Annotated in this window: 10 protein-coding genes and 1 tRNA gene; 2 read left to right on the top strand and 9 right to left on the bottom strand. The window is 71.3% G+C overall.

From position 1 onward, the window contains the following. Positions 1-32: 32 nt before the first annotated feature. The 5 genes from DEI99_RS04745 to DEI99_RS04725 form a co-directional block, all read right to left on the bottom strand. Complete coding sequence (locus DEI99_RS04745) at positions 33-1,283, bottom strand: CDP-glycerol glycerophosphotransferase family protein (RefSeq protein ID WP_111041126.1); 1,251 nt, start codon at positions 1,281-1,283, stop codon at positions 33-35. 42 nt (positions 1,284-1,325) lie between these two features. Further along, positions 1,326-2,234 (bottom strand): glycosyltransferase family 2 protein, encoded by a 909-nt coding sequence (locus DEI99_RS04740; protein ID WP_258369279.1) that lies wholly within the window; start codon positions 2,232-2,234, stop codon positions 1,326-1,328. Then, a complete protein-coding gene (locus tag DEI99_RS04735) occupies positions 2,231-3,052 on the bottom strand; it encodes a CDP-alcohol phosphatidyltransferase family protein (RefSeq protein WP_111041125.1) in 822 nt (273 codons plus the stop codon). Before DEI99_RS04735 ends, DEI99_RS04740 begins: the two co-directional genes overlap by 4 nt. 4 nt (positions 3,053-3,056) lie before the next feature. Then, positions 3,057-4,100: a glycosyltransferase family 2 protein gene (locus DEI99_RS04730; protein WP_111041124.1), complete on the bottom strand. Its 1,044-nt coding sequence runs from the start codon at positions 4,098-4,100 to the stop codon at positions 3,057-3,059. 186 nt (positions 4,101-4,286) lie between these two features. Next, positions 4,287-6,326, bottom strand: a complete 2,040-nt coding sequence (locus DEI99_RS04725) for a S1C family serine protease (protein WP_258369278.1) — start codon at positions 6,324-6,326, stop codon at positions 4,287-4,289. Positions 6,327-6,517: 191 nt separating this feature from the next. Here DEI99_RS04725 and DEI99_RS04720 point away from each other — a divergent pair, with 191 nt between their 5' ends. Then, positions 6,518-7,720, top strand: coding sequence for an aminotransferase class I/II-fold pyridoxal phosphate-dependent enzyme (locus DEI99_RS04720; RefSeq protein ID WP_111041123.1), 1,203 nt, complete (start codon positions 6,518-6,520; stop codon positions 7,718-7,720). Between the two features lie 493 nt (positions 7,721-8,213). Here the strand turns inward: DEI99_RS04720 and DEI99_RS04715 are convergent, their stop codons facing one another. The 4 genes from DEI99_RS04715 to DEI99_RS04700 all read right to left on the bottom strand — a co-directional run bounded on the left by DEI99_RS04715 (position 8,214) and on the right by DEI99_RS04700 (position 13,588). Then, positions 8,214-9,053: a carbon-nitrogen hydrolase family protein gene (locus tag DEI99_RS04715; RefSeq protein WP_111041134.1), complete on the bottom strand. Its 840-nt coding sequence runs from the start codon at positions 9,051-9,053 to the stop codon at positions 8,214-8,216. 125 nt (positions 9,054-9,178) lie between these two features. Then, a tRNA-Met gene (locus DEI99_RS04710) sits at positions 9,179-9,255 on the bottom strand. A gap of 63 nt (positions 9,256-9,318) precedes the next feature. After that, the gene (locus DEI99_RS04705; protein ID WP_258369277.1) at positions 9,319-12,312 is read right to left on the bottom strand and encodes a UPF0182 family membrane protein; all 2,994 of its coding nucleotides are present in this window, start codon (positions 12,310-12,312) and stop codon (positions 9,319-9,321) included. Positions 12,313-12,478: 166 nt separating this feature from the next. Next, entirely contained in the window at positions 12,479-13,588 is a 1,110-nt protein-coding gene (locus DEI99_RS04700) for a YlbL family protein (protein WP_258369276.1), read from the bottom strand. Positions 13,589-13,694: 106 nt separating this feature from the next. On the opposite strand from DEI99_RS04700, the gene DEI99_RS04695 reads away from it, so the two are divergent. Next, positions 13,695-15,098: a zinc-dependent metalloprotease gene (locus DEI99_RS04695; protein ID WP_111041121.1), complete on the top strand. Its 1,404-nt coding sequence runs from the start codon at positions 13,695-13,697 to the stop codon at positions 15,096-15,098. Positions 15,099-15,138: the final 40 nt, after the last annotated feature.

Below are 15,138 nucleotides of genomic sequence, written 5' to 3'. Positions count from 1 at the left end.
GGCACGAGCACCCGGCCGCGGCCCGACCGGGCTCAGCGCTCCGCTCGGGGGCCGCCCTCGCCGCGAGCGGCTGCGACGTCCCGCCACCGCGCGAGCAACTGTTCGACGGCGGCGTGGAACCGCGCGGTCGCGGCTCCGGGCGTGGTGTCGCCGAAGTAGCGGACGACCCAGTGCTGCAGGCGGGCGAGCTCGTCGGCGTCGCCCGCCGCGGCGTCCACCCGTTCGAGCACGCGGGGTGCGTCCTCCGCCGTCAGCCAGTTCGCGTCACCGAGGTACCCGCGCTCGTCGACCTCGGCCTCCGGCGAGACCGGACGCGCCACGATGAGCGGCTTGCCCACGGCGAGCCGGTCGTAGATCATCGCGCTGATGTCGGTGATCGCGACGTCGGCGTCGGCGAGCTGCCAGCCGAGCGTCGGGCCGTCGTCGTGCACGTGGTGCGCCGACGGGTCCGCCGCGTTCGCCGCGGTGATGGCCGCCAGGATGCGCTCGTGCGCCGCCTTGTACGCGGGGTCCAGCACGCCGCTCCGGGGGTGCGGCCGGTACACGAGCCGGTGGCGCGGCGAGGCGAGGACCTGCTCCGCGATGATCGTGCCGTGCGAGGCGATCGACCCGTACGCCGCCGCGGGCCGGTCGCCCTCCCACGTCGGGGCGTAGAGCACGACGGTGCGGTCGTCGTGCGGGTACGGCACGGTGCCGGCGAAGTGGTCCGCCTGCGGCCGGCCGATCGCGGTGGTGCGCGTGTCGAGGTCGTAGTCCCACAGCGCCTCGGCCAGCCGGTCGCGCGCGGCGTCGCCCGCGATGAGCGCGTGGTCGTACGCCTTGAACTGGTTCGTCGTCATGTACATCTTGTCGCTCTCGCCGTGGTTGACGAAGACGTGCCACATGCGCCCGTACCGCATCATCTGGAAGTTGCGGGCGTTCTGGTTGACGTACAGCACGAGCTTCGGCGCCTGGGTCTCGACGAAGTGCTCCAGGTCGATCACCTGCCGGGCGTACACGACGGGGACCGGCGACTCCTCGAGCAGCTGGAGCATCGTGCCCGGGCTGCGCGAGACGATCGCCACCGGGTGGGTGCGGGCGAGCTCGGCCAGGGGCGCGTACCACTGGCGCACCTGGTACATGTTCACCGGGCCGTCGGCGAAGTACACGGCGACCTCGATGGATCCCGGAGCGGGGGTCGCCACCGACGGCAGCCGACGGGCCAGCGCACGACGGCTCCGACGCGACGCGAGCAGTCGGCTCGCGAGCCGGACGGCGGTGCGCAGGTCGCTCGTGATGGGCATGGTCATCCTCCCGCAGGGGTGTGCTGTTCTCGTCCGGACGGCTCAGACGACCGGCGGGCGACCGGCCAGGGTCATCCGCGCGACGGTGAGCCAGCCGATGGGGCGGGTGGGACCGCAGTCGGCCGTCCACCCCTCGCGGATCCCACCGAACCACGTCGCGAGTCGACGCGGGTGCCGCCACCAGCGCAGCACCTGGATGCCGGCCCAGGTGCCGACGTACACCGGGCGCAGGACCGCCGGCAGGTTCCGGCGTGCCAGGAACACCCGGTTGCGGGCGTTCAGCCGGTAGTACTCGGTGTGCCGTGCCGGGTCGATCGCCGGGTGGTGCGCCACGAGGTCCCCCGCGTAGAACGCACGGCGCCCGGCGTCCCACACCCGCCACGCGAGCTCGATGCCCTCGTGCGCGTAGAAGTACTCGGCACCCCAGCCGCCGACCGCCCGGTAGACGTCCGTGGGCAGGACGACCGCGCCCTCCCACACCGAGAAGACGGGCGACGAGTGGTCCGGCTCGCCCTTGCGGATGCGCGGGATCCAGCGGCGGGGGTTCGCGGCCCCGGTCGGGTCGACGACGCGGGGCTGCAGGAGCCCGAGCGACGGGTCGTGCTCGAACCGGTCGATCGCGTCGCGCAGGAACGTGTCCGACGGCACCGACGCGTCGTCGTCCAGGAAGAACACGTAGTCGCCGTCCACGACCTCGGCTCCGGCGTTGCGCCCGGCGGGGATCCCGACGTTCTCCGGCAGGGCCAGGGCCCGCACCCCGTCGGGCAGGCCGGTCGGCTCCCAGCCGTTGCCGACGCAGACGACGTCGAGCTCGACGTCCCGTTGGGCCAGGACGCTCTCGAGGCCCCGGCGCAGGTCGTCCGGGCGGGTGCCCTGCGACAGGCTCACGACGGCCACGCGGGGGCGCGCCCGGTGCACGACGGCGTGGCGGCGCACGGTGCCGGGTGTCACGCGCGGACCCGCTTCGACGCGATGATCGCCAGGAAGTGCCCGACCGTGGCGAGCACCGCGAGCGGCAGCAACGCGCCGACGAGGATCCGGCTGGCGAGCGGGTCGCCGATGACCAGCCCGAGCAGGGCGAACACGAAGGCGAGCATGCTCAGTTCGACCGAGTGGTACAGGCGGTGGAAGGGCAGGAACCGGGCGAGCCGACGGAGCGAGGCGAGCTTCCGCCCGGACGGGGCGGTCGACGCGTCGCGGCGGTCGACGAGCTTGTCGAGGCCAGCGTTTGCCCGGGCGACGTGCACCATGTCGTTGAGCGCCTTGTTGAGGACGATGACGAGACCGAGCGCGCACCCGATCGTCGTCCACATCCAGTCGGCGTCGTGCACGGGCCAGGTCGCGGCACGGATGCCGAGGGCGACGGGGATCAGCCCCTCTGTCGTGTAGTGGCCGACCTTGTCCAGGAACACCCCGGCGGGCGAGTGCGTGCCGCGCCAACGGGCGACCTCGCCGTCGCTGCAGTCGACGAGCATCTGCAGCTGCCCGAGCAGCAGCGCGAGCAGGGCACCCCAGATGCCGGGGACGAGCAGGGCGGCGGCGACGCTCCAGCCGACCAGGATCATGAGGCCCGTCACCTGGTTGGCGCTGACCCGGGTCTTCAGGAGCACCCAGGTCAGGTACGGGGACACGTCGCGCAGGTACAGCGAGGCGGTCCAGTGCTCGGCGTTGGCGCGGGCGCGGACCTCGTCCGGTTGGGCCACGGCACGCAGTTCGGCGATCGAGGACGGCCGTGCGGCGCCCTGGTGGGGAAGAGCGTGGTCGGTCATGCGGTCACCGTCCGGTGTGGGTGGTCAGCTCGGAGGTCCGGGTGAGGAACCCGATGATGAACCCGATCCCCCATCCGACGTGGATGCACGGCAGCACCACGAGCAACCAGGCGAGGGTCGCGACACCGGACCGACGCGCGACGGCGACCGATCCGAGCACGACGAAGAGCAGGTACACCGCGGGGACGACGAAGCCGGTCATCGCCCAGGCGAGCGATGTGCCCAGCGCAGCACCGACGACGCCGACGAGTCCCACGACGATGCCGAGCGCCATCGCGGCGACCATCGCCGGGGGCACGAAGTAGCGCAGGCCGTTGTTCGCCGGGAACCGTCGGGCGAGCTCGCCGCGCCACAGTCCGGTCGCGACGAACTGCCGGACCAGCCGCTTCAGGCTCGGCCGCGGGCGGTAGGTCACGACGAGCTCCGGCGTGAACCACACGGTGCCGCCGGTCTGGCGCAGGCGCCGGTTGAGTTCCCAGTCCTGCCCGCGCTTGATGCCCTCGTCGAACAGGCCGACCGCGAACAGGCGGTCCCGCTTGAAGACCCCGAGGTATGCCGTCTCGGCCGGTCCGGCGGTGCCGCCGACGTGGTGGGGCGTGCCACCGAGTCCGACCCGGCTGCCGTAGGCCAGGGCAACCGCGCGTTCGAAGGGCGTGCGCCCCTCGGCCCGCATGATGCCGCCGACGTTGTCGGCGCCGGACTCGAGCAGCGTGCGCACCGCGATCCGGGTGTAGTCCGTCGGCAGCACGGAGTGCGCGTCGACCCGGACGACGACGGGGTGCACCGACGCGCGGATCGCGACGTTGAGGCCCGCGGGGGTCGAGCCGACCGGGTTCTCGATCGCGCGGATGCGGGGGTCGGCCGCGCTCATCTCGGCGACGAGTTCGTTCGTGCCGTCGATCGAGGGCCCCAGGGCGAGGATGACCTCGAAGGGGCCGTCGTAGTCCTGGTCGAGCAGGCTGCCCACGGCGGCGCGGACCTCGGTGACCTCGTTGAGCACGGGCATCACGTACGAGACGCCCGGCAGGGGCTGTCCGTCTGTCTGCATGCGTACCTCGGGGTGCTGGCTGGGAGCACGGGACGCACCGGGGCCGGTGCCGCCCCGCAGAGCGACCATGAGCCTATCAAGGAGCCGAACCGGCTCCTTGCGGTGCGGCTGCGGACCCGACCCCGGGACGGACAGGAGGCCCGGCGCACGTCGTGCACCGGGCCTCCTGTCCGTCGACTGGTCGCGTCAGCCCTTGCTGTCGAACGTCCCCAGGGTCACGTCCGCCTGGCGGGACTGGCCGTCCCGCAGGTACGAGATCGTCGTCGAGGCACCGCCGGCGAAGTACCGGACCTGCGCGGTCAGGTCGGTCGCGTCCGAGACGTTCGCCGAACCGATCTTCGTGACGACGTCGCCCTTCTGCAGGCCGGCCTTCGCGGCCGCTCCACCGGACGACACCGACTTGATGAGCGCGCCCATCTGCGTGGCGCTGCGCTCGTCGGAGGCGTCGCCGACGGACGCACCGAGGAGTCCGTGGGTGGCCGAGCCGTTGTCCTTGATCTCGTTGGCGACCCGCTTCACCAGGTTCGACGGGATCGAGAAGCCGACGCCGATGCTGCCGGCGGCCGACTCGGACGACGACGAGCTGCCGGCCGACGCGATGGCGACGTTGATGCCGATGAGGCGGCCCTTCGAGTCGAGCAGCGCACCGCCCGAGTTGCCGGGGTTGATCGACGCGTCGGTCTGGATCACCGGCAGCGACACCGTCGTGTTCGCCGAGGAGCTGCTGCCGTTGTCGCCGTTGCCCCAGAAGTCGAACGGACCGCTGCCGCCGTTGCCGCCCTCGTTCGAGTCGCCGCCCTGGCTGGGGGCGCTCGAGGTGACCTGGATGCTGCGGTCCAGCGTCGAGACGATGCCGTCGGTGACGGTGTTCGACAGGCCGAGCGGGGCACCGATCGCGACCGCGGTGTCGCCCACGTTGAGCTTCGTCGAGTCAGCGAACGCCATCGGCTTGAGGCCGGAGGCGTCGATCTTGATGACCGCGAGGTCGACCGTCGGGTCGGTGCCGATGAGCTTGCCGGGGTAGATCTTGCCGTCGGAGGTCGTCACCGTGATCGACCCGTTCGCGCTGTCACCGTCGAGGGTGACGACGTGCGTGTTCGTGACGATGTAGCCGTCCTTCGTCATCACGACGCCGGAACCGGTGCCGGCCTCGTTGCTCGACGACACGTTGATCGTCACGACCGACGGGGTCGCCTGCGCGGCGACGGCGGTGACGACCGTCGCGGAGTCGTAGTCGTTCACCGTGAGGTTGCCGCCCTGCGACGAGCCGGAGGACACGATGCCACCGCCGTCGTTCGCGGCGCTCGCGGCCCACCCGGCGCCGCCGCCGACGAGTCCCGCGAGGACCAGACCGGCGACGATCGGCAGCACGAGGCGGTTGCGTCCCGTCCGGCGGTCGGCGGTGCTGGAGGCCGTCGAGCCCTCGGTGAAGTAGTGGCCGTTGCGGCGGTCGGAGCCGTCCACGTCGCCGAAGGCGCTCGTGGCGGACTGCGGTGCCTGGGCCGATGCCGCGGTGTACTCGGTCGACGACGCCGGGGCGGCGGCGGACGCCGGCTGGGCGTACTCGCCGTAGCGGGGCTGGGCGGCGGTGGGCTGGCCGTACTGCGACTGCTGGCCCTGCTGGCCGTACTGCGCCTGCTGCTGGCCGTACTGCGACGGCTGGGCCTGCTGGCCGTACTGTTGCTGGGGCTGCTGGCCGTAGTGCGACTGGCCGTACTGCGACTGCTGGGCGTGCTGTGCCTGCTGGCCGTACTGCGACTGCTGGGCCTGCTGGCCGTACTGCTGCTGGCCGTAGTGCGACTGCTGGCTCTGCTCGCCGTAGCGGGGCTGCTGGCCCTGGTGCTGCTGCCCGTACTGCTGCTGAGCCGGCTGACCGTACTGAGACTGCTGCGACTGCTGGGACTGCTGCTCGCCGTGCTGCTGGCCGTAGGGCGTCGCCTGCTGGCCGTAGCCGCCCTGCGACGACGGGGTCTGGTCGACCCGAGGGTAGGGCGCGGTGAAGCGGTCGGTCGGGTGCTCCGTCGACGACGGGATCACATCGGTGTGGTCGGGCGTCGACGCGGCGTCGGGCCGTGCTCGGCCCGCGTCGTCCGGCTGGTCGGAGTCGTTCTGCATCGACGTGTTCCCCTTCGTGGCCGCCTGTTCGGCGTCCTCACTGGCGGCAGGCGATGCCGCATCGTCCGGACGGAAGTCGTCGCCCTGCCCGTTGGGTGTGGTGTCGGTCATGCTGGACGTGCTCCTTTCAAGCTCGTGCAGTCTGTCCCAGCCACCTGAACGATGCTTCTGGCGAGGCTGCGAGCAACCTCTGCCGATCTTATGCGTGCGCTGTACAGCGGGTCCCCGGACCGCGGCGGACGGCCAGCTAGGTTGGGTCCGTCCAGCGCGACACGTCGTCGCCGGCACGGCAGGAGACGAAGATGCGACAGCAAGGACCCTGGTTGCGAGCGGCCGAGGGCGCGATGCTCCTCGGACCCGACGGCGTCCCCGCGCCCACCGTCTTCGCCGAGATGAGCGCCCTCGCGGCACGCACCGGTGCGATCAACCTCGGCCAGGGCTTCCCCGACGAGGACGGTCCGGCCGAGGTGCTCGAGGCCGCGGTGCAGGCCATCCGGGACGGCGCCAACCAGTACCCGCCGGGTCGGGGCACGCCGGACCTCCGCGCGGCCGTCGCCGGCCACCAGCAGCACTGGTACGGCCTCGAGGTCGACCCCGACAGCGAGGTGCTCGTCACGGCCGGCGCCACCGAGGCCCTGGCCGCCACGCTCCTGGCCCTCGTCGAACCCGGCGACGAGGTCGTCACCTTCGAGCCGTTCTACGACGCCTACGGCGCGCTCATCCGCCTCGCCGGCGGTGTCCACGTCACCGTGCCCCTGACCGCGCCGGACTTCCTGCCGGACGAGGACACCCTGCGCGCCGCCTTCTCGGACCGGACCCGGGTGGTCCTGGTGAACACGCCGCACAACCCCACCGGCCGCGTCATGCCCGTCGAGGTGCTGCGGACGATCGTCGACCTCGCCACGCAGTACGACGCGGTGATCGTCACCGACGAGGTCTACGAGCACCTCACGTTCACGGTCCCGCACACGCCCGTCGCGACGCTGCCCGGCGCCGCCGAGCGCACCGTGTCCGTCTCGAGCGCGGGCAAGACCTTCAGCACGACCGGGTGGAAGATCGGCTGGCTGACCGCTCCCCCGCTGCTCGTCGATGCCATCACGACGGTCAAGCAGTACCTGACGTTCGTGAACGGCGCGCCCTTCCAACCGGCGATCGCCGCCGGACTCCGCCTGCCGGACGCGGTCTTCGCCGGCATCGCCGCCGAACTGTCCGTGAAGCACGACCTGCTCGCCGCCGGGCTCCGGACCGCGGGCTTCGACGTGTTCCGACCGGACGGCGGGTACTTCGTCCTCGCGGACACGGCCCCGCTCGGCTACGAGGACGCCCGGGAGTTCTGCCTGCGGGCGCCGGAGCTGACCGGCGTCGTCGGGGTCCCCGTGTCGGCGTTCGTCCGGCCGGAGCACGCGGCGGGGTACCGCTCGCTCGTGCGGTTCGCGTTCTGCAAGCGCCGCTCCGTGCTCGCCGAGGCCGCCGAGCGCCTGGCCGCCCTCCGTCCCGCGTCCTGACCCGCCGGGGTCGCCGCGGAACGGCCGGGCGCTGTTCCGCGCTTGGGTGGTCGTTCCGCGCGTCGGTGGTCGTTCCGCGCGTGGAAGGCAGTTCCGCGCGTAGGAGGCCCGACGAACCACCCTCCTACGCGCGAATCCGCTTCCCACACCACGCGCGATGGGACGGAACGCGCGTGGCGGAGGCGAGACGGGCCTCCCGACAGAGCCACGCTCCGCGGCAGTTCCGCGCTTGGGTGGTCGTTCCGCGCGTTGAAGGCGGGTCCGCGCGTCGGAGGCCCGACGTTCCGACCTCCCAAGCGCGGATCCGCATCCCACAGCACGCGCGATGGGACGGAACGTGCGTGGCGGAGGCGAGACGGGCCTCCCGACAGATACACACTCTGCGACAGTGCCGCGCGTCAGTGGTGGTTCCGCGTGGAGGCGGCCTGACGTTCCGACCTCCCACGCGCGGATCCGCATCCGACAGCACGCGCTGTGGGATGGAACGTGCGTGTCAGGGGTGGGACGGGCCTCCTGGCCGGACGCGCGGCGCGACGTCGTACCGACGGAGCGACAGTGACGGGTTGGTCTGCCGGACCGAAGCGGTGACGGACGTGTCCACCGTCGCGACGAGCGTGCCCGGGGTCGCTCCGGCGGACGCGACGGCGACGCCGGAAGGGTCGAGCACCACCGAGCCGCCGATCCCGATCGGCGGGGTCTGCCCGACGCCGACGACCCAGATCGTGTTCTCGATCGCGCGGGCGGTGAGCAGGGTGCGCCAGTGGTGTTCCTTGCCCGGCCCCTTGACCCACTCCGCGGGCAGGACGACGACGTCGGCGGCGCCGACCTCGGGGGCGGCGAGCCGACGGGTGACCTCGGGGAACCGCAGGTCGTAGCAGGTCTCGAGGCCGACGCGGACGCCCTCGAGCTCGAAGACGGGCAGCTGCTCGGGGTCGCCGGGCTCGATGCGGTCGGACTCCCGTGACCCGAACGCGTCGTAGAGGTGGACCTTACGGTAGGTCGCGGCGATGGTCCCGTCGGGCAGCACGGCGACCAGGGTGTTCCGGAAGTGTTCCGGGATGTCGGCGGTCTCGGCGACCCCGACCACGAGGGCGATGCCGGTCGAGCGCGCGATGCGGCGGAGCCCGGTGACGAAGGGACCATCGAGCGGTTCGGCTGCGGCGACGAAGCGGTCGTCGATGTCGGCCGTGAAGTACGACGTGTACTCCGGCGTCACCAGCAGGTGGGCTCCGCGAGCGGCTGCCTCGGTGGCGGCGGTGCGGACGGTCTCGAGGTTGGCGTTCGTGTCGTCCACCGGCGCGAACTGCGCGGCCGCGATCGTGAGGGTGCCCATCCGCCGAGCGTAGCCGGGCAGTGTGCGGAAGCGGGCAGCGAGGCCCGGCATCGATCACGCTCGGCGACGCCCCGGGTATGCGAAAGGCCCCGGTCCGAGTGGACCGGGGCCTTTGCTGTGACGCTTGGTTGCGGGGGCAGGATTTGAACCTACGACCTCTGGGTTATGAGCCCAGCGAGCTACCGAACTGCTCCACCCCGCGGCACGTTGAACAGCCTACACGGGCCCGTGGCGGGGCACAAATCGAGTGCCCCGCCACGGTGTGTCACTCGCCGTTCTCGGCCGCGGTGGCGGCTTCGATGGCGTCCTGCAGGCGCTGGTCGGCCTCGGCCGCGGCGACCAGGTCGTTGTCCGCGTAGGCCTGCTGGCGGTCCTGCAGCGCGTCGTTCGCGTCCGACAGCGCCGCCTGCAGCGCGTCGTTGTCGACCGTGCCGGAGCCCGTCGAGCCGCCGGTCGAGCCGGAGCCCGACCCGGCGTCCGAACCCGAACCGGAGTCGGATCCCTCGTCGGTCGAGCCGCTGCCCGAGCCCCCGGTGTCGGAGTCGCCGGCGGTCGCGCCGGAGTCGCCGTCGAACAATGCGTCGAGGGCCTCGTCGAGGGTGTTCTCGAACTCGACCCGGTCACCGAAGGCCACGAGGACCTTCTGCAGCAGCGGGTACGAGCCGCTCGACGTCGACTGGACGTACACGGGCTGGACGTAGAGGAAGCCGCCGCCGACCGGGAGGGTCAGCAGGTTGCCCTGCTTCACGGTCGAGTTGCCGCGCTTCAGGATGTTCAGCTGCTGCGACACCCGCGAGTCACCGTTGAAGAGACCCTGCACCTGCACCGGACCGGGGATGTTGTCGGTCTTCGGCATCGTCAGCAGGGTGAGCGTGCCGTAACCGGAGCCCTTCTTCCCCTTGCCGGCACCGCCCGCATCGGAGTTCGCGGACAGGTAGCCGGTGAGCACGTTGCGGTTGTTGTCGCCGGCCGTCTGCTGCGGGATGTACGTGGTGTAGAGCGAGTACGCCGTGTCCTGCCCGGGCACCTTCATCGTGAGGTAGTACGGGTCCTGCAGGTTGCTCGCCCGACTCGACGAGGACTGGGCGCCCAGGGCATTGTTCTGCACCTGCGAGTTCGTGTTCGAACCGCTGGTGGTGTCCGCGTCGTCGATGTTCGCGGCCGAGGTGGTCGTCGGCTCCTGCGGGGTGTTCCACGCGTCGTCCCCCGAGTAGAACGAGTTCGCGTTCGTGACGTGGTACGTGCCGAGGATCGAGCGCTGCACCTTGAACAGGTCCGTGGGGTAGCGGACGTGGTCGAGGAGCTCGGCGCTCATGCTCGAGACCGGCTGCATCGCGGTCGGGAAGATCTTCTGCCACGTCTTGAGCACCGGGTCCTCGGTGTCCCACGCGTAGAGGGTCACCTTGCCCGTGTACGCGTCGACGGTGGCCTTCACCGAGTTGCGGATGTAGTTCACCTGGTCGGTGCGGTACGCCGAGCTCTCGGCCCCCGCGATGCTGTCCGACAGGCTCTGGCTCTGCGAGTACGGGTAGGCGTCGCTCGTGGTGTAGCCGTCGACGACCCACTGGATGCGGTGGTCGACGATCGCCGGGTAGGCGTCGCTGTCGACCGTCAGGTACGGCGCGACCTTCTTGACGCGGGTGAGCGGGTCACGGTCGTAGAGGATCTGCGACTTCTGGTTGACGGCGTCCGAGAGCAGGATCTGCTCCGACTGGAACTTCGCCGCGTAGACCAGGCGGTTGAAGAAGTTGCCGATGCTCGGCCCGCCCTGTCCGGCGTAGGTCGTGGTCGCGTTGCCACCGTTGTCCGAGTCGTCGTCGGAGCCGGACGGGTAGTCGAGCTCGACGTCCTTCGAGCCCTCCGGCGCACCGACGATCGAGTACGGCGGCGAGGTCTCGCCGAAGTAGACGCGCTGCTGGAAGTCGCCCAGTGCGCCGTTCGACGGGATGCCCGACTCGAGGAACACCGGCTTGCCGTCCGAGGCGCGCTGGTTGCCGTACGCCGCCGTCACGCCGTAGCCGTGCGTGTAGACGAAGGCCCGGTTGTACTGCGTGTTCGCTGCGTTGCTCAGGCCGTTGAGGTCGATGTCGCGCACCGCGATGACGGTGTCCTCGGTCTTGCCCTTGACGTCGTAGCGGTCGACGTCGAGCTGCTTCGGGAACTGGTAGTACTGCCGGTACTGCTGCAGCTGGCTGAAGGTGTCCGAGACGATCTTCGGGTCGATGAGGCGGATGTTCGCCGTCGTCTGCACGTCCTCTGCCAGGGCGCCGGAGCTCGCCTCGGTGGTGGCGTCGTAGTTCTGCTCCTCGACCCCGGCGACCCCGTACGCGTCGCGCGTGGCCTTGATGTTCCGCTCGATGTAGGCGGACTCGTAGGTGCGCTCCGAGGGCTTCACCTGCAGACGCTGGACGATCCACGGGTAGATGCCGCCGACGACGATCGCCGCGACGAGCAGCAGCCCGGTACCGACGATCGAGATGCGCCAGCGACCGATGACCGCCGTGAGGATGAAGAGGATCGCCACGATCGCGGCGATGCCGGCCAGGATCTCGCGGCCCGGGATGACCGCGTTCACGTCGGTGTACTGCGCACCGGTGATCCGCGGGTTGTCCTTGATGAGCGTCGCGTACTGGTCGAGCCAGAGGCTGACGGCCTGCAGGGCGACGTAGACCGCAGCGGTCACGGCCAGCTGCACGCGGGCGGCCCGGGACACCCGGACCTCGCGCTGCCCGAAGCGCAGGGCGCCGTAGAGGTAGCAGGCGGCCAGCGCGGCGAGGCCGGCGATGAGCACGACGGCCGACGAGTACGCGACGACCGAGCGCCAGAACGGCAGCTCGAAGACGTAGAAGCCGATGTCGAGGCCGAACTGCGGGTCCTTCTTGCCGAAGGGCGTGCGGTTGAAGTACTCGAGCACCATGCTCCAGCGGCCGGCGGTCGACAGGCCGGCGAAGATGCCGAGCACGACGGGGATGCCGATCATCACGGCACGGCGGAGCGGCTCGATGACCTGCTGGTAGCGGTCGAGCTGCGAGTTCAGCTTCGCGTAGACGGGGCGGAACCGGAAGGCGAGCGCGATGCTCGCGTACACCGGGATCGCCATGCCGAGGAACCCGGCGACGAACATGAGCGCGCTGGCGGTCCAGCGCGTGGTGAGGACCTGCTGGAAGCCGAGCTGCGCGAACCACGCGTAGTCGGTGTACAGGCTGGCGAAGATGAAGAAGCCGATCACCAGTGCGGCCAGCACGATGATCGTGACCACGATCGGGACCCGCGGCGAACGCCGCCCCGAGGTGGACGAGGTTGTCGTCACTTGATGTGCTCCAGACGTGTCGGACCGGCGGGCCCGGCACGTGGCGGGCCGTCAGTGCCTCCGATCCTATGGGACCGGACCGAGGGTGAAACTGTACGGGGACTCAGGATGCGCGTCAGGACCCGCAGCGGGCCAGCTTCGCGGTGCTCCCGCCGTCGGCGATCGTCTGCAGGTCCGTGACGGCCTGGTCGAGCGTCGAGACCTTGTACACGTCGAGTCCGTCGGGGACGTGGCCGACGACCTCGTCGCAGTTGGCCGCGGGTGCGAGGAACACGGTGGCCCCGGCCTGCTTCGCGCCGTAGAGCTTCTGGCGGATGCCGCCGATGGCGCCGACCTCGCCGTCGGCCGTGATCGTGCCGGTACCGGCGACGTGCTCGCCGCCGTTCAGCTCGCCGGGCGTGATCTCGTCGATGATCCCGAGCGCGAACATCATGCCGGCCGAGGGGCCGCCGACGTCCTGCAGCGTGATCGACACCCGGAACGGGAAGTCGTAGCGTTCGGTCACCCCGACGCCGAGGAGCGCGGTGCCCTGCTCGTCGCGCGGGGTGACGCGGACCTGCTTCGTCGCGCCGTCGCGCCGCAGGGTGATGGTCGCGGGACTGCTCGTGCCGTGCTCCGCGACGGCCTCGCGCAGCGAGGTGGCGTCGGCGTTCGTGGTCAGTGACGTGCCGTCGAAGGCGGTGATGACGTCGCCCCGCCGGATGGTGCCGTCGGCCGCGGATCCCTCCTGCACGGTGCCGACCTGCAGCTCGGTGGGCAGGTCGTAGCCCTGCTGCACGAGGGCCGCCGCGACGGCGGACTGCTGCGACGCCTGCATGTCGGCGGAGTCCTGCTGGTTGACCTGCTCGGTGGTGGTGCCGCTCGGGTAGACGGCCTCGACCGGGATCACCGCCTGCGACCGGGTGAAGATCGCCCGGACCACGCTCGTCCAGGACGGTCGGTTCGTCGCGTCGCCCTGGATGCCGACGGTGAGCATGTCGAGCGCGCCGGAGGTCGGGTACGTCTCGTGCCCGGAGATCTGGATGAGCTTGACGTCCTTCGTGTCCTTGCCCGTCCCCTGCTGCTGCGTGCCGATGGTGTTGTAGACCGGCCCGGGCACCTCGATCAGGTAGGGGCTCGGCAGCAGGCTCGCGACGATGCCGAGGACCACGGCACCGACCACGAACGACCACCCGACCGTCCTGGCGCGGGATCGACGTCGGGGCGCGGGGGCGAAGAGGGTCACGCAGGATCCTTCCGGAGTGGGGTGTTCGCCCTCGGCGCAGCGGTTCGGGCGTTCCCACGGGGGCGTCCCAGGTCCGTGCCCGTGAGCAGCGATTAGCGTAGTCGGCATGCCTGATGAACCCCAGCCTGGGCCGGACGACGACTTCCAGGAGATGCTGCGCAAGCTGCTCTCGGGCGAGGGCCAGATCGACCCGTCGCAGCTCGCCGGAGCCGCCGGCCTGCCGAACGACCCGGCCTTCGTGGCGAACCTGATGAGCCAGCTGCAGCACGCGGCGCAGTCGGGCGGCGACGGGATCGACTTCTCCGCGACGGCGGACCGTGCGACCGCGATCGCCCGCGACGGCGGTCACCCGGTCGACCCGGCGACCTCACAGGCCGCCGACCAGGCGTTCCAGGTCGCAGCGCTCTGGCTCGACGAGGTCACGACCGTCGCCGAGCTCACCGCCGCACCGAGCCTGTACACCCGCGAGCAGTGGGCACGGGCGACGACGCCGGTGTGGACCCAGATCGCCGAGCCGGTCGCGTTCAGCATCGCGGACGCCCTGACCGAGGCGATCGACCAGCGTGCCCCGGAAGAGCTCAAGGCCATGCTCGGGGACGTCTCGAAGGCGATGCGCGGCGTCGGCGGCGCACTGTTCGCGATCCAGCTCGGCCAGGTCGTCGGACAGCTCGCGAAGGAGGTCGTCTCGGGTGGCGACGTCGGCGTGCCGCTGCTCGACGAGCAGGTCGCAGCGCTCGTGCCGCAGAACGTGTCCGAGTTCGCGGAGGGGCTCGACGTGCCCGAGGACGAGGTGCGCATCTACCTGGCTGTCCGCGAGCTCGCCCACGCCCGGCTGTTCCGCTCCGCGCGGTGGCTGCGCCTGCACATCATCTCGTCGATCACCGAGTACGCACGCGGCATCCACATCCCGTTCGACCGCGTGGAGGAACTCGCGGCCGACATCGACCCGACGAACCAGGAGCAGCTGCGCGACGCACTCGCCTCGGGTGCCCTCATCCCGCCCCGCACGCCGGAGCAGGACGCCGCACTCGCACGGCTCGAGACGATGCTGGCCCTGGTCGAGGGCTGGGTCGACACGGTGACCGCCGCGGCGACGAGCCGGCTGCCGAAGGCCGGCGCCATCGCCGAGATGGTCCGCCGCCGCCGCGCCGCGGGCGGCCCCGCCGAGTCCGCGTTCGCCACCCTCGTCGGGCTCGAACTGCGACCGCGCCGCCTGCGCGAGGCCGCGGCGATGTGGCAGCGGGTCACCGACGAGCTCGGCGCCGAGCAGCGGGACGCCCTCTGGTCGCACTTCGACCTCGTGCCGACGTCCGAGGACGTCGACGCGCCGGATGCCCTCGTCGCCCGCCTGCGCAACCCGGAGCAGACCGTGGAGGACGACGCCTTCGACAAGGCCCTCGAGGACCTGCTCAACGACGCCACCGGCGCGCGGCCGCAGGAGGACGAGTCCGGGCACGTCGCCGAGGAGCCCGGTGACACCGACGGCACGGACGACACCGACCGCCGCTGAGTTCTCCACAGATCCACCACACGACCCCACGCCGCCCGGT

This window comes from Curtobacterium sp. MCLR17_036, from assembly GCF_003234445.2.
Lineage (GTDB): Bacteria > Actinomycetota > Actinomycetes > Actinomycetales > Microbacteriaceae > Curtobacterium.
This window is presented reverse-complemented; position numbering and strand designations above follow the sequence as displayed.